This window comes from Actinophytocola sediminis (assembly GCF_054779715.1).
This window is the reverse complement of record NZ_BAAGXS010000068.1, coordinates 22,687-41,251: the sequence shown is the minus strand read 5'-3', so window position 1 is coordinate 41,251 and position 18,565 is coordinate 22,687. Positions and strand designations below refer to the sequence as shown.

Here is an 18,565-nt window from a genome sequence, read left to right as displayed (position 1 = left end):
GACCAGATGTCCCATGTTCGCCTGGCGGGCTGTGTCATCAGAGACGATCAGGATCGGGTGTTGCTGCTGCATCGCAACACCGCGAAGCGCACGCACTGGGAGATTCCCGGCGGGAAACTCGACCCGGGTGAGGACGCCTCCACCACCGCGGTCCGCGAGCTTCGTGAGGAGATGGGTATCGAGGTCAACCTCGAGCGAGAGCTGGGTGAGCAGCAGTTCGACGAGGACGGCCGAACCATGGTGTACACCTGGTTCCTCGCCACGATCGCGAGCGGCGAACCGACGGTGCGCGAGCGGGCCGTGCACGATCGTTTCGAGTACCTGTCGATGGCGATTCTCGAGGACATGCTCGACGAACTGTCGCCGAACACGAGGAACTTCCTGAACGAGTACAGAAGAGGTCACATAACCCTGTGAGGGTGTCATGCACCTACTCGCCGACCGGCCATCCACGACGGTGTTGTCCGAGTTGATCGATAAGCATGAGCACGCCGACTACGTGTACATGTACCCGCCGCGGCAGGCATATCGACCGTTCGACCAGACCACCACGAGCCGGCTCGACGAACTGGTCACGACCTCGTCGCGGCACTCGGAGGTGCTGAACCTCTATGTACACGTGCCCTTCTGCCGACAGATCTGCGGCTTCTGCAATCTCTACGCGGTAAGCGGGACCGGCCAGGAGTTCGACGACTACGTCGACGCGGTCCTGCGCGAGGCGGCGCGCTACGCCGAACTGGTCGGCCGCAAACAGGTGCCCACGCTGTACCTCGGCGGTGGCACGCCGTCCATATTGCGCCCCGATCAGCTCGAACGCCTGGTGACTGCGCTGCTGGACCTGTTCTCGGTCGATGGCGAACCTCCCCAGGAGACCGCGCTCGAGGTCGATCCGGCGACCGTGGACCTCGGCACGCTCCGCGACATCCGATCGGCCGGCATCAATCGGATCAACCTCGGATACCAGTCGATGGTGCGCGACGAGGTGGTCGGCATCGGTCGTCGTCGTCCGGAGACCGCCGGGCTGGCGCTGCTCGAACAGGCGCTGACGGTCGGCTTCGCCAACGTCTGTGTCGACCTCATCTACGGACTCGACGGACAGACCGACGACAACTGGCGGCGGTCGGTGAGCCAGGTGGCGAGGATCGGCCCACCGACGGTGTGCGCGTACTCGCTGACCCTGCGGCCGCACACGGGCTACCAGCGCCGCGGCTACGTCTCGGTCGATGGCGCGACCCTCTACCGGCGCTACGACATGGCCAACGACATCCTCCAGGCGGCCGGTTATCGCCAGGAGAACCACGTGCGCTGGGTGCGGGACGGCGGCGGCTACCTGCAGAAGGTCAACCACTGGGCGCTGCAGAACATCCTCGGCCTCGGCGCCGGCGCGCGCAGCTACCTGTGGGAGGTCGACCTGCGCAACGGGTACTCCGTGCGCTCTCGCGCGCGCCCGCTGCGCGGCTACCTCGCCCGCGTGAGCGAGAACCGATCGCCGGTGACGGACGGATACCTGATGACCGCGCCCGAGCGTGCGCGCAAGGCGGTGATGCTGAACCTGGTGTCCCTCGACCGCGCCCGGTACACGGACCTGATCGGCGCCGACCCGATGGCCGCCTTCGCCGACGAGTTCGCGGCGTTGTCCTCGTTGGGACTCTGCACGATCGGACCCGACCGGATAGCCCTGACCTCGACCGGGTTGAAGTACCGGGACCTCATCGCACAGTCGTTGTTCAGCGAGGAGGTGCGTACCCGAGTCGCCGGCTTCGACTACGACGAGTAGAACTCATGCAAGGGTACGACAGCCATCGCTCGTAGTTGAGGGAGTCCGACCAGTGAGCCACTCGCTGTCAACCAGCCGCCGCGGCGAGCGTGAGCTGCCGGTGCTCGCGGCATTGCAGGCGTTCGAGGCGATTCGCCTGCGGGACGCGGTCTATGTCGCCTGCGCGGTCAGCTCGGGCCGTCGTGAGCTCGACCTGATGATCGAGCTGTCGACGTTCGACCGCGACCGGTTGCGGCGCGAGCACGGCGAGCGGTGGAAACAGCGGGTTCTCGAACCCAACCGGACCGCGGCGTCGGCGGCGGTCTCCTCGGTCCGTCAGCGGTATGCGGATCGCAGTGTCATCAACCCGGCCGAGTTCGAGCTCGAGGGTCTCACCCAACCCGACTACGACTCGTTGTGCGAGCGGATCATCCGGGCCCACGTCGGTCACCTGGTGCTGGCCGACGGCTGGCAGTACAGCCGGGGCGCCCGAATCGAGGCGGTACTGGCCATGCACCTGAGCCTGCGGGTGACCGACGGCGGCGGCGACCCGCTCGGTCCGGACTCGATCCGCGAGCTGATGGACGTCACCCCCGCGCTCGTCGACGCCGGCGTGCCGGCTGGCATCGTGCGGGAACTGCTGCCCGAGCCGATGTCGTTGTCCCCAGCCGGCTGACGGGCGAGTCAGGGGGCCGGCCGGCACACGATCGCGTGCGAGGCCTGAAGTTCCTGCAACAGGCTGCCGGCTATCCCCGGTTCGCGCCACAGGTCGGCCAGGGCGCTTCCCGCGACCTGTGCGTCGATTCCGGTGAGAACCTGACCTCGCCAGATCGCGTAGTCATAGAGAAGGTAGAGGTCCAGATAACGGCGCTGCGCGGCCACCGTGTCCCGGTACCCGGCGGAGGACATCATGGCGATCGACCGCTCGCGGGTGCGACCCCAGCTCCGTTCCGGATCCGAGTCGACGTAAGGCGGTTCCGCGCTCCGGTCGATGTCCCCGTAGTAGTACATGACATAGCCTCGGTTCCAGGCCCGCCAGCGCGCGGAGGAGCGGGTCTCCCGCACGAACCGCGTCAGCGCGTCGTTGTCGCCGAGGTGGCACAGCCCCCAGAGGAGCGACTGCTGCAGGAACACGTCCGTCTCGCCGTCGAGCAGGCGGCGCAGTGCGGCCCGCCCGTCCGCCACCGCGCGGGACAGCAGGTAGGCGACGAGATTCCCCGCCGTGCGCGCTCGCGGCGAACGCGGTGTCGAGGTACGCAGGCGCAGGTAGGCGTCCTCCATGACCCCGGCGAGCCCGAACACCGAGTTCTCCCGGAGTTCGTCGACCAGAAAATGTCGGATCTCGGGAGACAGATCGAGGCTCAGGCTGTCGGTGAGCGCGTCCGGGCCGGCGGACAGCGCCGCTTTGAGCTTGCCCATGTAATGGCGGCTCACCAGGTACTCGAAGAACGAGTAGTGCACGAACCGGCCGTACACCCGGCCGCCGGCGCGCCACTGGTCACAGATCTGGCTCAACGCTCTGGACCGGCATCGGAGCTGGTCGGCGTCCGCGTTGTCGGGGACGGTGGTCACGGCGTCGAAGTCGAACCGGTCCTCACTCAGCATGCGCCGGGAGAAGATCTGCCAGGCGGCACCGATCCACAGGTCGAGCGAGCGGATCGGCAGCCGGCAGCCGGCCGCCGCCAGTGAGCCGTCACTGGCCGTGGCGAGCTTGTCGATGTACTCGGCGTAGAGCGAGCACACGTTGGTGACCGGGGCCAGCCCGTCCTGGCCGAGAAAGGTGAGCATCCTGGCGTAGAGCGGGCGTTCGATCATCCGTGCCAGGCCGGGGGAATCGCGGATGCCGGCCAGCAGTTCGGCGGACTCGAGCAACCCGCTGGACACCAGCCGAGAGACGAACTCGGTGAACTGATGGTCCAGCGTCCAGGTGTCGATCGTGTAGATGGAGTCGAAGGTGCTGCTGTCGATGGAATGCGCGAGCAGATCCTCGAACTCACGTCGTCGGCAGGTGACCACCATCGAGAACCGCTCACCGAGCCGGCCGAGAAGGTCGGCGAGGTCCGCCACAGTGGCGAACCCACTGATCGTCTCGTCCAGCCCGTCGATCACCAGCACCGGCTCCTGCCCGGCGTCGGTGCTGGGTCGGCGTAGGGCCGTTGCCAGCGCTGTCCCGGCGGTGGCCGGGTCGAGCGCGGTACGCAACTCCGACACCCGTGCGGCGACGGCCGGAGTCCGTCGTCGGAGTTGTGCCAGCAGCGCGTACGCGGCGACGCTCTTGCCGCTGCCGGGCTCGCCGAGAATCAACACCGAACGGTTGCCCTCGAGTCTGGCGGTGAGGAAGTCGACGTCGGCGGATCTGGTATCGCCGGTGAGATCGGAGAACGTGGCCGGGACGTAGACCCCGCGCTCGTGCAACTCGGCGATGCTGAGGTCGAGGGGATACGCCGTGCGGCGGGCACCGAGCCTGCGGGTGGACCGGTCCGACACCGCCCAGAGTTCGTTGTCCGCCACCGTCGGCGCGTGGTCGTGGTGACTCCGGTCGCCGGGGACATGGATCCAGGCGGTGGTGTCGGTCTCCTTCTCCATGACCCGAACTCGGTGATACGCCGTGGGATCGCCGTCCAGGCAGTGTCGGACCACCTCGCGGTAGAACCAGTCCGAGGTGATGAGGGCGAGCACTCCGGTCGAGTCGGTGAGCACGTCCTTCAGCTCCCGGGAGTCGAGCAGCCGGAACGCGAGGTTCACCGCCTCGGCGACCACGCCGTAGTCGTCGTGATGCACTTCGCCGGCGTGTACGGCCATCCGCAGCCGGAAGCTCTCCCCGGGAAGGTGGGTGTCGTTGTGCTCGAGAATCGCCGCGGCGAGTGCGGCTGGCACCCGCTCGACGAGGACGCTTTTGTTGACCTCCGCGGGAACCAGGATGAGGACGCCGTCGCCCCGGTCCTCGACATGGCAGTCCCGCCAGGTGATGCCGACCTCGGTCAGCGTGTGACGAAGTGCGTGATAGAGGCCTTGGCGGATTGCCAGCCGATGGGGGTTGGTTCGGTGAAACGCGCCGAAACGCTCGACATCGACGACGAGAACGGTGCGATGTACGGCCGGCCTCGACCGGCCTGGTTGACGTCCTTGCCGGGTCACTGACTCGCTCCACCTGGCCGCTGTGTTCGGGCCCGTATCCGCCGCTGACTGCTAATCCTGGCAGAGAATCCGAGAACAATTCGAGAAAGGTCCCAGATTTGGTGGTCGGGACCGGCTTGACCTTGACGCTGGGTCAACCCGCCACCCTTCTGGCAGGAGCTTGTCGAACAGCTCCCCAGAGGAGGAAACAGATCATGCCCGGAGAGAAGATCGCCGGCGACCTCGGTCCGGCGATTCGCGTGCGAGGGTTGACGAAGGCGTACGGGAAGCTCGACGTGCTGCGCGGCGTGGACTTCGACGTGGCGCGGGGCAGCGTCTTCGCGCTGCTCGGCGCCAACGGGTCGGGCAAGACCACGACCGTGCGGATCCTCGCCACGCTGTTGAGAACCGACGCGGGCACGGCCGTCGTCAACGGGTTCGACGTCGGCACGCATTCGGCGCGGGTGCGCGAGTCCATCAGCCTGACCGGGCAGTTCGCCGCGGTCGACGAGGTCCTCAGCGGGCGGGAGAACCTCGAGCTCGTCGCCAGGTTGCGCCACCTCGGGCAACCGGGCGCGGTCGCCGACGGGCTGCTCGCCCGGTTCTCGCTGACCGACGCGGCCGCCCGCAGGGTGTCGACCTACTCCGGTGGGATGCGCCGTCGCCTGGACATCGCGATGAGTCTCGTCGGGAACTCGCCGGTGGTCTTTCTGGACGAGCCGACCGCCGGGCTCGACCCGGAGGCGCGGATCGAGGTGTGGCAGACGGTCAGGGCACTCGCGGGCTCCGGCACGACGGTGCTGCTCACCACGCAGTATCTGGACGAGGCCGAACAGCTCGCCGACCGGATCGCGATCCTGCACCAGGGCCGGATCATCGCGAACGGCACCCTCGCCGAACTCACCCGACTCCTGCCGCCCACCAAAGCCGAGTACGTCGAGAAAAAGCCGACGCTGGCGGAGATCTTTCTCGCCGTCACCGGCCCGAACAACCAGGAACAGAAACAATGACCACGTATTTCCTCACGGACACCCGTGCGCTCACCGGACGAACCCTGCGTCATGTCACCCGCAGTATGGACACCATCATCACGACCGTGCTCACGCCGATCGCCATGATGCTGATGTTCGTCTATGTGTTCGGCGGCGCGATCGACACCGGTACCGGCCGGTACATCGACTACCTGCTGCCCGGAATCCTGCTCATCACGATCGCCTCCGGTATTTCCTACACCGCCTTCCGGCTGTTCATGGACATGAAGAGCGGGATCTTCGAGCGATTCCAGTCCATGCCGATCGCCCGGTCGGGTCTGTTGTGGGCACACGTGCTGACCTCGTTGGTGGCCAACCTGATCTCGCTGGTGCTCGTGGTGGGGGTCGCGCTGCTGCTGGGGTTCCGCTCGGGTGCGGGCGTGCTGGCCTGGCTCGCGGTCGCCGGCATCCTGGTGCTGTTCACCCTGGCGCTGACGTGGATCGCGGTGATCCCCGGGCTGTCCGCGTCATCGGTGGAGGGCGCGGGCGCGTTCGCCTACCCGCTCATCTTCCTGCCGTTCCTCAGTTCGGCGTTCGTGCCGACGGGGACCATGCCCGGTCCGGTGCGCTGGTTCGCCGAGCACCAGCCGGTCACCTCGATCGTCAACACGATCCGCGACCTGTTCGCGCAGCGGCCGGTCGGCGACGACATCGGGACCGCGCTCGCCTGGTGTGTCGGCATTCTGGTGGTGGCCTACGGGTTCGCGTTGGCCGCCTACCGCCGCCGGATTACCTGAGGCAGTCTGGACTCATGCTCACCATCAGCCAGTTGGCGGCCTACGCCGGGGTGACGGTGCGGGCGGTGCGCCACTACCACCAGATCGGGCTGCTGCCGGAGCCCGCGCGCGACCAGTCCGGGTATCGGAGCTACGACGCCGCCGCGGTGGTGCGCCTGATCCGGATCCGCACCCTGGCCGACGGCGGTGTGCCGTTGGCCAGGGTGCAGGAACTGCTCGATGCCGGCCAGGAGGAGTTCGCCGCCGGCGTCCAGGAGATCGACAAGCATCTGCGCGCCGAGATCCGGCGGCTGCGGGACACCCGCGAACGGCTCGCCCGGCTCGCCGCAGGCGAGCACCTCGCGCTGCCGCGCAGCGTCGTCGGCTACCTCGACCGGCTGCGTGGTCTCGGTGTCGCGGAGTGGTACATCGAGCTGGAACGGGACAGCTGGATCCTGATCGCCGCCCAGGTGCCGCACGTGATCGACGCGGTGATCGCCCAGAAGCACGAGGAGCTGGCCGACCCCGACATGGTGTCGCTCTACCGCCTGGTCAGCGGGGCGCTCGACTGGTCGCTCGACGACCAGCGGCTCGTCGAGATCGCCGACATCCTGGAGCGCCTGGCGATTCGCGCGGTGCGGGCAGGCGCGACCGGTGAGGTCGGCTTCGACGACCGGTTCGTCGCCCTGCTGGACGCCGCGATGGTCGAGTCCTCCCCGGGCGCGCGGCGGATCCTGGCGATCCTGGCGGAGCGGGGCTGGCAGGGCTGGACGCGCATCGAGCGGGTGCCCGCTGACAGACTCGACGCCCACCAACGGTAGGGGGAGTGATGGGCACGCCGTCGATCTGGGCCATGGCCGATCTGGCCACCCCGATGGCCATCCGGGTCGCCGCGACGCTCAGCCTGGTGGAGCACGCCGGCACCACGGGCGCGACCGCGACGCGACTGGCCGCCGACACCGGCGCCGCCGAACAACCGTTGCGCCGCCTGCTCGATCACCTGGTGACGATCGGCGCCTTCGACCTCGACCAGGAGGGCCGCTACCGGCCAACCGAGCTCGGGGCGCAGATGGGAGCGGACGGGGTCAAGCGCTTCCTCGACATCACCAGCGCTGGCGGCCGGGCCGACCTGGCGTTCGTGGAACTGCTCGGCACCATCATGACCGGCGCGCCCGCCTACCCGTCCCGGTACGGGGCCGACTTCTGGGCGGACCTGGACGCCAGACCGGAACTGCGGCGTTCGTTCGACGACCAGATGAACTGGCGGTTCCGGGTGCAGGCGCCACAGATCGCCGAGCGCTTCGACTGGGGCCGCTTCCCCGAGATCCTCGACGTCGGCGGGGGAGACGGGACCGTGCTCACCGCGATCCTGCTGGCCCATCCCGTGCTACGCGGCCGAGTCCTGGACCTCGCGCCGACGACCACCGCCGCCACCAACAGGTTCGTGGCCGCCGGGCTGCGCGATCGGGCCGGCACGGTGACCGGCAGCTTCTTCGACCCGCTGCCCACCGGCGCCGACGCCTATCTGCTCTCGGACATCCTGCACGACTGGGACGACGAGCACGCCGGCCGGATCCTGGCCGGCTGTGGTCGGGCCGCCGCACCGGATGGCACCGTGGTGGTCATCGAGCCGGTGCGGGAGCAGGGCGTCGGGACGGCGATGGACCTGTTCATGTTGATGTGCTTCGGCGGCCGGGAACGCACGGTCGACGAGTTGTCCGACCTGGCCGCCGGCAGCGGGCTGGTACTGCGCGACTGGGGCCCGGTCGCCGACGGGCGGACGGCACTGGAGTTTCGGGTGTCGGGTGTTGACCTGACACCAGCCGCGACGACACCTTCCTAGAGTGGCGCTCGACCGCCGTGCCGACCTGTCTCCGGCCGCGGAACCCGCAATCTGTCAGGGGAGTAGCCGCTGTGTCCGATCGTTATCCGAATCCTGGGTGGAACGGACCGGCACATCCCGGCCAACAACCGGTGGGGTATCCGCAGTACGGACCGGTTCCCGGCGGACCGGCGGACTGGCAGCCGAAGAAGAAGCGGACCGGGTTGATCGTCACGCTGGTGGTGGTGGTACTGGTCCTCGTGGTCGGTGGCGGTGTCGGCGTGTGGGTCTGGCAGAGCGGCGGGTCGGACGGTGATCCGAGCGCGGATCTGCCGGCGAACCCGGACCTGGCCGAGACGCCCTTCCCCGACCTGACGGCGTTGCGTGTCGCCGACGGGCCGCAGGCGATGTGTGCCGCCCTGGTCGAGAAGCTGACTCCTCGGGGTTATCTGCTGGTCAGCGGCAAGCGGGGTGGTGGCGGCCAGTACTGCCGGTTCGTCACCCCGGGAGCGTCCCTGTTGACGGACGGCTCCAACGACATCCTGCTGGAGATCAACGTCTGGCAGGACAACGTCGCGGACCGGTACGCGAAGTTCCAGGAGCAGGTACAGACCGATGCCACGGAGAACGCGCGCGCGTACTCGGCGAGCAAGGTCGAACGGTTCCCCGTCGGCGACGCCGGGTTTGTCTCCCATCGGGAGAACAAGCAGACCACCAGCACCGAGGCGTTCTTCCGCTCCGGTGAGCTCATGATGCGGATCATGGTGGGGGGCACCGTGGTGGTCGCCGACGCCCTGGCCACGACCCCGAAGCGAGAGCCGCTCGCCGAGGAGGTCACCTACCGCGAGGTCGCCGACGTCCTGGCCACGTTGAACGGTGCCGGCGAACCGGGTCCTCGGCAGATCACCACGCTCGAACAGGTGGACAGCCCCGCGCTGGCCGGCACCGCCGAACTGTCCTTTCCGGACGACCTGTCCCAGCAGAGCGCCTGCGACGCGGTCACCACCCTGGCCGCGTCGTGGAAGGTCAAGAGGACCGGGAGCGGGCAGAGCTGCAAGTTCGACCCGGTGAACAACGACTGGCGCGACTCGGTGGAGGGCAACATCGAGCGGAACATCCTGGTCGTGGTCAAGGACTTTCCGCCGGAGGGCAACGCGCGGCCGGAGGAGAAGTTGGGCGAGGACCTTCGCTTCGCACTTGGCTACGCCGAGAAGGACGAGAAGACGTGCCCGCTGTACCGGTTGCCGTTCGCTGACACCGGCTACACGATGTACTGCGGCAACTTCTTCTACGCGGGCTTCCTGCTCAACGGCCGGTCCTATGTGTACGTCGAGGCCAGCAACACCCTGGTGGTGTCCGACGGGCTGAGCCATCTCCCGGAGGACGTGGTGCTCGCCGACCTGGTCGCGATGCTCACCGCGATGGCCAGGAAGTAGGCCGCTCAGTCCGGCGGGGGCAGGGTCGCCATGTCCAGCTCGGTGCCCACGATGGCCGCCCGCAGCTGGTTGACCAACTCCAGCGCCTGCACCGCGTTGTCCCTGGTGGCCGCGGCGAGGGTCATCGTCAGCGCGTGCGCGAGCACCAGCGCGGCGGTGACCTCGCTCGCGGCCCCGGTGGTGGACTGCGGTGTCGACAGCACCGCGTGCACCCGCGATTCCAGTGACATGCCAAGGCTTTCGGTCACCAGGACCACCGAGGCGCCCACCTCGCCGGCGTAGTCGACCAGTACCGAGATCTCCCGGAACTCCCGCAGCGGCGCGAACACCACCACCACGTCGCCCGCGCGCAGCGTGGTCAGCTCGTCGGCCAGCCGGAAACCGGTGGTGGTCACCTCGCGGGCCGCCAGCCCGATCCTGGTCAGCGACAGGCTCAGGTAGCCGGCCACGCACGCCGCCGGCCCGATGCCGTACACCATCACCGAGTTCGCCGCCCGCAACGCGTCCACGGCCCGCCGCCACGCCGCCGGGTCGACGGTGTCCCGCAGATGGCCGAGCAGGTCCACCGAGTCGTCGATGACCCCGACGAGCTGGTCGCCGGCCACCCGCTCCAGCCGGCCGTCCATGGTCGCCGCCAGGTCGCGCTGGCGGGTGAACACCCGCAGCAGGCTGCGTTTGAGCTCGCGCAGCCCGCGATAGCCCAGCGCCTTGGTCGTGCGCACGACGGTCGCGTCGCTGGTGCCGGTGCGCGCGCCCAGCTCGATCGCCGAGCAGGACACGACCACCTCGGGATGGTTGGCCATGAACTCGGCGACCCGGCGTTCGCTGACCGACAGGCCCGCCGAGAGCGCGGTGACCCGCTGGTGGAGGGGCGTGTCCGGGTCCGCCACGTAATCTGAAGTTTTCACTACGTCATTGACTCCTTCATGTAGTGAATCTTACTCTCAGCCCATGGATGTCGTAGTCATCGGTGCCGGAGTGGTGGGGGTGTCGGTCGCCGCGGAGCTCGCTCGCCGCGGGGCCACGGTGACCGTGGTGGAGCGCGACGTGCCGGGCGCGGGGACGTCGTCGACCTCCTACGCCTGGGTGAACGCCAACGGCAAGGAGCCGCGAAGCTACTACGAGCTCAACCTCGCCGGGCTGCGCGCACACCGCGCACTGGCCGGCGACGGCGCCGACTGGTTCGTCGGCAACGGGCACGTCGAGTTCGCCATGGACGACCTCCACCGCGCCGACCTGCGGGCGCGGTTGGACCGGTTGGCACACCGTGGTTACCCCGTCGAGGAGATCACGCCGAAACGTGCCCGTGAGCTGCTGCCGGACGTGAAGATACCGGACTCCTGCGACACCATCGCCTACTTCAGCCAGGAAGGGCACTGCTACCCGCTGACCTACCTCGCGCACCTGCTGCACCAGGCACGGGATGCCGGCGTGCGGCTGCGCACCCGCACCGGCGTGACCGGCCTGGCCGCCACCGCGACCGGCTGCGCGGTCACCCTCGAGGACGGCACCGTGCTCACCGCCGACACCGTGGTGTCCTGCGTGGGCCGCTGGAGTGCCGACCTCGCCGCTACGGCCGGCCTGCACGTGCCGGTACTGGGCTTCCGCGAGCCGGGCGACGTCACCGTCGGCTTTCTCGCCGAGACCGAGCCGGTGCCGGTCGAGCTGACGCGGCTGGTCACCAGCCCGTGGCTCAACGTCCGGCCGGCGGGCGGCGGCCGGCTGCAACTCCAGGCACTCGACCTGGACGCGACCGCCCAGCCAGCTGCCGACCAGACCCCGGCCTCGCCGGTCGCCGTCGAGTTGCTGACCAGGGCGCGGGCGCTGCTGCGCAACACCGGGTCGGCGGTGATCAGCCGGCTGGTCGTCGGGCAGCGCGCCATGCCGGCCGACGGGCGCACCATCGTCGACCGGCACCCGGACGCCCCGTGGCTCTACGTCGTGGCCACCCACAGCGGGGTCACCCTCGCGCCGGTGCTCGGCCAGGGCGTGGCCACCGAGGTACTCGGCGGTGAGCTGGCGCTGTTCGCCGACTTCCGGTTGGCCAGGTTCGCCGGCGCCGCCGAGATCCCCCCACCCCGAACCCCACGAAAGCCGGGACAGCAATGAGCGACAAGTGGGTGCCGCGCACCAGCCGCCCGGTCATCATGGGCTCGCACTACATGGTCTCGACCGGACACTATCTCGCTTCCCTTGCCGCGACCCGGATCCTGGACGCCGGCGGCAACGCGGTCGACGCGGGCGTTGCCGCCGGACTGTGCCTCAACGTGCTCCAGCCGGACCTGACCAACATCGGCGGGGTCGCGCCGATCTGTGTGTACCAGGTGGACACCGGGCGGGTCAGCACGGTGAGCGGGCTCGGCGGCTGGCCGAGGGCGACCGACCCGGACTTCTTCGCCGCCACCGGGCACATCCCGGTCGGCGTGCCGCGCACGGTCGTCCCGGCGGCGATCGGCGCCTGGCTGACCGCGCTGGAGCGCTTCGGCACGATGTCCTTCCGTGCGGTCGCCGAACCGGCGATCGAGTTGGCGGCCAACGGGTTCGCGGTGCACTCGGTCATGTACGACACGATGTCCGCGCCGGGCGCGGTGGCCAACCTGCGGAGCTGGCCGGGCAATGCCGCGATCTTCCTCGACGCGCACGGCGACCCGCTGCCGGTCGGCGCGCGCTGCGTGCAGACCGACCTGGCCGCCACCCTGTCCAAACTGGCCGACGCGGACGCCACCGGCACCGATCGGGTCGCGGGCATCGCGGCCGCGCGGGACCGGTTCTACCGCGGCGATCTGGCCGCCGCGATGGTCCGCTTCTCCCAGGACAACGGCGGTTGGCTGGCCGCCGCCGACCTCGCCGGGTTCGAGCCGGAGGTCGAGGAGGCGCTGTCGGTCGACTACCGGGGCGCGCGGGTTTACGGCTGCGGCCCGTGGTGCCAGGGGCCGGTCGTGTTGCAGACGCTCAACATCCTCGAAGGCTACGACCTCGGCGCGCTGCCGCTGGGCGGAACCGACTACTACCACGTGATTCTCGAGTCGCTGAAGGCCGCGTTCGCCGATCGGGACCGGTACTACGGCGACCCCAGGTTCGTCCCGGTGCCGATCGACGGCCTGCTGTCCAAGGACTACGCGGCCACCCGCCGGGCCGGCATCGACCTGGCCACGGCGAATCCCGGCATGCCAGCGCCAGGAGACGCGTGGGCCTTCGCCGCCGCGACCGAACCGGCCCCGAGCGGCTGGCGGTTCCCGACCCCGGTCGGCGGGCCGGCGCAACCGGACACCAGCTATCTGTGCGTTGTGGACAGTGCGGGCAACGCGTTCTCCGCCACCCCGAGCGACGGTGTCACCGGCACACCGATCGTGCCCGGCCTTGGCAGCATCATCTCCAGCCGGGGCGTGCAGTCCTGGATCGACCAGAGCCATCCGGCCAGCATCCGGCCGGGCAAACGGCCCCGGCTCACCCCGAACCCGGGCATGGTCGTCAAACCGGGCGAGTTCGTCCTGCCCTACGGCACGCCGGGCGCGGACGTCCAACCCCAGGCGATGGTGCAGTTCCTCGTCGGCCACCTCGACCACGGGCTCGATCCGCAGGCCGCGGTCGAGACGCCCCGCGCGGCCACCTACAGCTTTCCCGGCACCCACGACCCGCACCCCTACCACGCCGGCCTGGTCCGGCTGGAGGGTCGCGCGGGTGCTGCGGTCGCGCGGGGGCTCACCGAGCGGGGTCACCGGGTGGAGCGCTGGCCGGAGCTGACCGGGGTCGCCGGCTCGGTCAGCGCCATTCGGGCCGAAGTGGACGGTCGACGGTACTTCGGCGCGGCCGATCCACGTCGAGTCGCCTACGCGTTGGGGTGGTAGCGCGAGCGCCACCCCGCACCGAACACAAGGAAGGCGAACCATGATGCGTACCGAAAGGACAGGTCGGCTACTCAGGACAGCGGCGGTAGGGATGGCCATGGTGCTCAGCGCGTGCGGCACGGCGGGCGGCTCCGGGGACTATCCGGCCAAACCAGTGAAACTGATCGTGCCCTACAGCGCTGGCGGCTCCGGCGACCCGGTCGCCCGGCAGTACGCGCGCCAACTGGGCAAGGAACTCGACACCTCGATCGTGGTGGAGAACCGCGAGGGCGGCTCGGGCACCATCGGCACCAACGCCGTGGTCACCGCCCCCGCGGACGGCTACACGATCGGCTACGGGCACAGCTCGCCGCTGGCGTTACAGGTGCACCGCAACAAGGACCTGTCCTATTCGTCCACAGAGGACTACCAGAGCATCGGCGGATTCGGCGACGAGCCGACGGCGGTCGCGGTGAAGGCGGACGCGCCGTGGGCCGACTTCGCGGCGTTCGTCGACGCCATGCGCGACGAGCCGGGCAAGCGCACGATCGCGGTCGGCGGCGCCGGCAACGTCAAGGACCTGCAACTGCAGGAGTTCGCCAGGGTCTCCGGAGCCGAGTTCACCACCGTCCCGTTCTCCGGCGGCGGCTCGGAGGCGATCACCGCGGTACTCGGCGGCCGCGCGGACGCGGTCGCGGTCAACCCGGCCGGCCTGGCCGGTCTGGTGCAGTCCGAGGATCTGCGCCTGCTCGTGGTGTTCACCGACGAGGACTACACCTTCCTGCCGTCGGAGTCGATCGTGGACGCCGGCTTCGACGTGCGGCTGCTGCCGGACCGCTCCGGCATCATCGCGCCGAAGGGCCTGCCGGCCAAGGCGCGGGACACGCTGCTGGCCGCCCACCGGGCGGTGGTCGACAGCGACGAGTTCCAGGAGTTCCTCGACCAGAACGGCTACGTCTACGTGCCGACCGACGCCGAGGAGTTCGCCGGCAAGCTCAAGGCCGACACCGACGCCTTCGCCGAGCTCGTCGAGGGATAGGCCGGTGACCGAGTCCACTGTGGACCAGAAGGGTGTGCCGCTTCCCCTGTGGCGAGGCAGGTTGATCGCGGCCTGCGTCGGGCTGGTGCTCGCCGTCGGGTACCTGTGGCAGGCGCTGCTGCTGCCGTTGGGCACCGAGAGCCGCCCGGGTGCCGGGCTGTTCCCGGTCGCCGTCGGCGTCGCGTTCGCGGTGATCAGCGTGGCGACCGGGGTGGAGGCGCTGCGCATGCGGGGCGCGGACACCACGCTGTCGCTGCCGCGCGGCAGCGAGCTGCGGCAGATGCTGATCGTGCTGGCCGCGCTGGTGGTGCTGCTCGCGCTGCTGCCGGTGCTCGGTCTGCTGCTGAGCGGATCGGCCTTCGCGGTCGTCACGCTGCGTACCCTCGGTGCCGGGTCCTGGCCGCGCGCGCTGCTCTACGGCTGTGGCCTCGGGGTTGCGGTCTACCTGGTGTTCGTGGTGCTGCTCGAGGTGTCCTTCCCGTCGTTGACGGGGGTGTAGGCCGATGGACGCCCTGGAAGGCCTGGCCTACGGGTTCGAGGTGGCGATCACCCCGGAGAACCTGTTCGCCGCGTTCATCGGAGTACTCATCGGCACGATGATCGGCGTCATCCCCGGCCTTGGCCCGGTGGCCGGCGCCGCGCTGATCCTGCCCTTCACCTACACGCTCAACCCCGCCGCCGCGGTGATCATGATCGCCGGCATCTACTACGGCGGCATGTACGGCGGCTCGACCACATCGGTCCTGCTGAACGTGCCGGGGGAGACCGCGTCGGTGGTCACCACCATCGACGGCTACCAGCTCACCAAGAAGGGCCGCGCCGGCCCGACGCTGTTCATCATGGCCGTCGGCTCGCTGATCGCGGCGACCGTGTCGATCACGCTGGTTGCCGCGTTCACGCCGACCCTGGCCGGGATCGGCCTGGACTTCGGCCCGGCGGAGTTCTTCGCGGTCATGGTGTGCGGGCTGGTGATGCTGTCCAGGATCTCCGGCGGCAGCCTGCTGAGCAGCCTGTTCCCGCTGGCGATCGGCCTGGCCGTCGGCACCGTCGGCCAGGAGCAGGTCACCTCGGTCTACCGGTTCACCTTCGGCTCCCTCGACCTCGCCTCCGGCCTGCCGGTGGTCGCGATCGCCATCGGCCTCTACGGCATCGCCGAGGTCTTCTCGCTGCTGGAGGACCGGGGCAAGGCGCCGACGGTGTCGCGGGTGCGGGTCCGGGACATGGTGCCCTCGCGCGAGGAGTGGCGCCGGTCGTGGGCGCCGTGGGGGCGCGGGTCGGTCATCGGCTTCCTGTTCGGCCTGCTGCCCGGCCCGTCCGCGGCCATGTCCAGCTTCGCCTCCTACCGGGCGGAGCAGAAACTGTCCAAGTACCGCAAGGAGTTGGGCCACGGCGCGATCGAGGGGGTCGCCGGCCCCGAGGCGGCCAACAACGCGGCGGCCACCTCGGGCATGGTGCCCGTGCTCTCCCTCGGCCTGCCGTTCTCGGCGACCCTCGCGCTGATCCTGTCGGCACTGATGATCCAGGGCATCCAGCCAGGCCCGCTGCTCGTCGACCAGCATCCGGACATCTTCTGGGGCGTGATCGCCTCGATGTACATCGGCAACATCATGTTGCTGGTACTGAACATCCCGCTGATCGGCGTGTGGGTCAGCATGCTGCGCATCCCGCTGTACGTGCTGGCGGTGGCCATCCTGCTGGTCGCCACGGTCGGCGCGTTCAGCGCGACCAACAGCATGCTCGGCGCCTACGCGCTGGTGGTGGCCGGCATCGTCGGCTACTTCCTGCGCAAGCTGGCGTTCAACCTCACCCCACTCATCCTCGGGCTGATCCTCGGCCCGCTCATCGAGAAACACCTGCGGGAAGGGCTGTTCCTGTCCCAGGGTGACCTCGGCTACTTCGTCAGCGGACCGATCGCACCGGTCATCTACGCTGCGATGCTGGTCGTCGTCGTGCTCGTGCCGATCCACCGGATGCGTCGCCGCGCCAGACACCGCGCGGCGAGCGCGCCGACCAGTTGAGGAGCACCGTGTCCTTCACCACCAGGCCGACACTGCAGGGCACCTTCGGCATGGTCTCGTCCACCCACTGGCTGGCCTCGAGCACCGCGATGGCGGTGCTCGAGGACGGCGGCAACGCCTTCGACGCCGCAGTGGCCGCCGGGTTCGTGCTGCACGTGGTGGAACCGCACCTGAACGGCCCCGCTGGCGAGGTGCCGATGATGCTCGCTCCGGCGGGCGGCCATCCGACCGTCCTGTGTGGACAGGGGCCGGCGCCGGCCGGCGCGACCATCGGGCACTACCGCGCGCTCGGCCTGGACCTCGTGCCGGGCACCGGGCCGCTGGCCGCGGCCGTGCCCGGCGCGTTCGACGCGTGGATGCTGTTGCTGCGCGACCACGGCACCCGCCGGGTCGCCGACGTGCTGGCCTACGCCATCGGCTACGCCGAGCACGGGCATCCGGCCGTCGAGCGGATCGGCGAGACGGTCGAGACCGTGCGCGCGCTGTTCGAGACCGAGTGGCCGACCTCGGCGGCGGTCTACCTGCCGGGCGGCCGGTCGCCCGCGCCGGGATCGCTGCTGCGCAACCCGGCGCTCGCGGCCACCTGGCGGCGGCTGATCGCCGAGGCCGAGGCCGCCGGAGCCGACCGGGAGGCCCAGATCGAGGCCGCCCGGCGGGCGTGGCGGGAGGGGTTCATCGCCGAGGAGCTGGTCGCCTTCGCCGGCCGGGAGGTGCGCGACACCTCCGGCCGCCGGCACGCCGGCACGCTGACCGGCGACGACCTGGCCGCCTACACGGCCACCTACGAACCGCCGGTCAGCCACGACTGGCACGGCTGGACGGTGTGCAAGGCCGGGCCGTGGTCCCAGGGCCCGGTGTTCCTCCAGCAACTGGCGCTGCTGCCCGACACACTGCCCGAGCCGGGCGGCGCGGACTACGTGCACACGCTGGTCGAGGGCACCAAGCTGGCGATGGCCGACCGGGAGGCCTGGTACGGCGACGCCGCCGAGGTGCCGCTGGCGGAGCTGTTGTCGACGGACTACAACGCCGCCCGCCGGCTGCTGGTCGGCGAGCGCGCGGCCACCGAGATGCGCCCCGGCAGCCCGGGAGGCCGCGAGCCCCGGCTGAGCGACTACGCCCTCGGCACCGCCGCCGACCTCCCGGTAGCCGCCGGCGCGGGCGAGCCGACCGTGCTGGACACCGGCGCCACCCGGGGCGACACCTGCCATCTGGACGTGGTCGACCGGCACGGCAACCTGGTCGCCGCCACCCCCAGCGGCGGGTGGCTGCACTCCAACCCGGTGATCCCCGCGCTCGGCTTCCCCCTCGGCACCCGCCTGCAGATGGCCTGGCTCCAGCCGGGCCTGCCCAACTCGCTGACCCCGGGCAGGCGGCCGAGGACCACGCTGACCCCGTCGCTCGCGCTGCGCGGCGGCGAGCCGGTGATGGCGTTCGGCACGCCAGGCGGGGACCAGCAGGACCAGTGGGGCCTGCACTTCTTCCTCGCGGTGGCCAGCAGGCAGCCGGTGCGCGGGCAGCCCGACCTGCAGGGGGCGATCGACGCGCCGAACTGGCACACCGACAGCTTCACCGGCTCGTTCTACCCCCGCGCCATGCGCCCGGCCGGCCTGACCGTCGAGAGCCGGCTCGGGGAACGGACCATCGCCGAGCTGCGCCGCCGAGGACACGACGTGACGGTCGGCCAGCCGTGGTCGGAGGGCAGACTCTGCGCGGTCGCCCGCGACCCGGAGACCGGCCTGCTGTCAGCGGCGGCGAACCCCCGCGGCATGCAGGGCTACGCGGTAGGCCGCTGAGGCAGCCGCA

The 18,565-nt window shown here is 70.0% G+C and carries 17 protein-coding genes; 15 read left to right on the top strand and 2 right to left on the bottom strand.

The features are described 5' to 3' along the window. The first annotated feature begins 6 nt into the window (after positions 1-6). From ACYVIP_RS32030 to ACYVIP_RS32020, 3 genes are read left to right on the top strand one after another with little or no spacing between them, the layout of a single operon-like run. A complete protein-coding gene (locus ACYVIP_RS32030; protein ID WP_460403162.1) occupies positions 7-417 on the top strand; it encodes an NUDIX hydrolase in 411 nt (136 codons plus the stop codon). A gap of 52 nt (positions 418-469) precedes the next feature. Next, on the top strand, positions 470-1,777 hold the full coding sequence (locus ACYVIP_RS32025; protein ID WP_460403160.1) for a coproporphyrinogen-III oxidase family protein: 1,308 nt from the start codon (positions 470-472) through the stop codon (positions 1,775-1,777). 52 nt (positions 1,778-1,829) lie between these two features. Next, positions 1,830-2,432, top strand: coding sequence for a DUF4406 domain-containing protein (locus tag ACYVIP_RS32020; RefSeq protein WP_460403158.1), 603 nt, complete (start codon positions 1,830-1,832; stop codon positions 2,430-2,432). An 8-nt stretch (positions 2,433-2,440) separates the two neighbouring features. Here the strand turns inward: ACYVIP_RS32020 and ACYVIP_RS32015 are convergent, their stop codons facing one another. Beyond that, on the bottom strand, positions 2,441-4,633 hold the full coding sequence (locus tag ACYVIP_RS32015; RefSeq protein WP_460403156.1) for an NACHT domain-containing protein: 2,193 nt from the start codon (positions 4,631-4,633) through the stop codon (positions 2,441-2,443). Between ACYVIP_RS32015 and ACYVIP_RS32010 the strand changes: the two genes are divergently transcribed. From ACYVIP_RS32010 to ACYVIP_RS31985, 6 genes are all read left to right on the top strand, one after another. Further along, positions 4,598-4,897, top strand: coding sequence for a hypothetical protein (locus ACYVIP_RS32010; protein ID WP_460403154.1), 300 nt, complete (start codon positions 4,598-4,600; stop codon positions 4,895-4,897). The two genes, ACYVIP_RS32015 and ACYVIP_RS32010, sit on opposite strands and share 36 nt — an antisense overlap. Before the next feature lie 191 nt (positions 4,898-5,088). Continuing rightward, positions 5,089-5,883, top strand: a complete 795-nt coding sequence (locus ACYVIP_RS32005; RefSeq protein WP_460403152.1) for an ABC transporter ATP-binding protein — start codon at positions 5,089-5,091, stop codon at positions 5,881-5,883. Beyond that, entirely contained in the window at positions 5,880-6,641 is a 762-nt protein-coding gene (locus ACYVIP_RS32000) for an ABC transporter permease (RefSeq protein ID WP_460403150.1), read from the top strand. Before ACYVIP_RS32005 ends, ACYVIP_RS32000 begins: the two co-directional genes overlap by 4 nt. 14 nt (positions 6,642-6,655) lie before the next feature. Continuing rightward, complete coding sequence (locus ACYVIP_RS31995; RefSeq protein ID WP_460403148.1) at positions 6,656-7,441, top strand: MerR family transcriptional regulator; 786 nt, start codon at positions 6,656-6,658, stop codon at positions 7,439-7,441. Between the two features lie 8 nt (positions 7,442-7,449). Next, the gene (locus ACYVIP_RS31990) at positions 7,450-8,463 is read left to right on the top strand and encodes a methyltransferase (protein WP_460403146.1); all 1,014 of its coding nucleotides are present in this window, start codon (positions 7,450-7,452) and stop codon (positions 8,461-8,463) included. A gap of 71 nt (positions 8,464-8,534) precedes the next feature. Then, a complete protein-coding gene (locus ACYVIP_RS31985; RefSeq protein ID WP_460403144.1) occupies positions 8,535-9,878 on the top strand; it encodes a hypothetical protein in 1,344 nt (447 codons plus the stop codon). A gap of 5 nt (positions 9,879-9,883) precedes the next feature. Here ACYVIP_RS31985 and ACYVIP_RS31980 read toward each other — a convergent pair whose 3' ends face one another. Further along, positions 9,884-10,786, bottom strand: a complete 903-nt coding sequence (locus tag ACYVIP_RS31980) for a MurR/RpiR family transcriptional regulator (protein WP_460403142.1) — start codon at positions 10,784-10,786, stop codon at positions 9,884-9,886. Between the two features lie 43 nt (positions 10,787-10,829). Here ACYVIP_RS31980 and ACYVIP_RS31975 point away from each other — a divergent pair, with 43 nt between their 5' ends. The 6 genes from ACYVIP_RS31975 to ACYVIP_RS31950 all read left to right on the top strand — a co-directional run bounded on the left by ACYVIP_RS31975 (position 10,830) and on the right by ACYVIP_RS31950 (position 18,555). Then, the gene (locus tag ACYVIP_RS31975) at positions 10,830-11,987 is read left to right on the top strand and encodes an NAD(P)/FAD-dependent oxidoreductase (RefSeq protein WP_460403140.1); all 1,158 of its coding nucleotides are present in this window, start codon (positions 10,830-10,832) and stop codon (positions 11,985-11,987) included. Beyond that, the gene (locus tag ACYVIP_RS31970) at positions 11,984-13,726 is read left to right on the top strand and encodes a gamma-glutamyltransferase family protein (RefSeq protein ID WP_460403138.1); all 1,743 of its coding nucleotides are present in this window, start codon (positions 11,984-11,986) and stop codon (positions 13,724-13,726) included. The genes ACYVIP_RS31975 and ACYVIP_RS31970 overlap by 4 nt, the downstream gene beginning before the upstream one ends. A 97-nt stretch (positions 13,727-13,823) precedes the next feature. After that, the gene (locus ACYVIP_RS31965; protein ID WP_460403136.1) at positions 13,824-14,744 is read left to right on the top strand and encodes a Bug family tripartite tricarboxylate transporter substrate binding protein; all 921 of its coding nucleotides are present in this window, start codon (positions 13,824-13,826) and stop codon (positions 14,742-14,744) included. Between the two features lie 4 nt (positions 14,745-14,748). Continuing rightward, complete coding sequence (locus ACYVIP_RS31960) at positions 14,749-15,243, top strand: tripartite tricarboxylate transporter TctB family protein (protein ID WP_460403134.1); 495 nt, start codon at positions 14,749-14,751, stop codon at positions 15,241-15,243. Positions 15,244-15,247: 4 nt separating this feature from the next. Continuing rightward, positions 15,248-16,762 (top strand): tripartite tricarboxylate transporter permease, encoded by a 1,515-nt coding sequence (locus ACYVIP_RS31955; protein ID WP_460403132.1) that lies wholly within the window; start codon positions 15,248-15,250, stop codon positions 16,760-16,762. A 50-nt stretch (positions 16,763-16,812) separates the two neighbouring features. After that, on the top strand, positions 16,813-18,555 hold the full coding sequence (locus ACYVIP_RS31950) for a gamma-glutamyltransferase family protein (protein ID WP_460403236.1): 1,743 nt from the start codon (positions 16,813-16,815) through the stop codon (positions 18,553-18,555). Positions 18,556-18,565 lie beyond the last annotated feature (10 nt).

Excerpts from the sequence above, each read along its gene's own strand:
- ACYVIP_RS32030 (WP_460403162.1), top strand. The coding sequence starts at position 7 with ATGTCCCATGTTCGCCTGGCGGGCTGTGTCATCAGAGACGATCAGGAT.
- ACYVIP_RS31970 (WP_460403138.1), top strand. The coding sequence starts at position 11,984 with ATGAGCGACAAGTGGGTGCCGCGCACCAGCCGCCCGGTCATCATGGGC.
- ACYVIP_RS31955 (WP_460403132.1), top strand. The coding sequence starts at position 15,248 with ATGGACGCCCTGGAAGGCCTGGCCTACGGGTTCGAGGTGGCGATCACC.
- ACYVIP_RS31990 (WP_460403146.1), top strand. The coding sequence starts at position 7,450 with ATGGGCACGCCGTCGATCTGGGCCATGGCCGATCTGGCCACCCCGATG.
- ACYVIP_RS31950 (WP_460403236.1), top strand. The coding sequence starts at position 16,813 with ATGGTCTCGTCCACCCACTGGCTGGCCTCGAGCACCGCGATGGCGGTG.
- ACYVIP_RS32005 (WP_460403152.1), top strand. The coding sequence starts at position 5,089 with ATGCCCGGAGAGAAGATCGCCGGCGACCTCGGTCCGGCGATTCGCGTG.
- ACYVIP_RS31995 (WP_460403148.1), top strand. The coding sequence starts at position 6,656 with ATGCTCACCATCAGCCAGTTGGCGGCCTACGCCGGGGTGACGGTGCGG.
- ACYVIP_RS32000 (WP_460403150.1), top strand. The coding sequence starts at position 5,880 with ATGACCACGTATTTCCTCACGGACACCCGTGCGCTCACCGGACGAACC.
- ACYVIP_RS31965 (WP_460403136.1), top strand. The coding sequence starts at position 13,824 with ATGGTGCTCAGCGCGTGCGGCACGGCGGGCGGCTCCGGGGACTATCCG.
- ACYVIP_RS31975 (WP_460403140.1), top strand. The coding sequence starts at position 10,830 with ATGGATGTCGTAGTCATCGGTGCCGGAGTGGTGGGGGTGTCGGTCGCC.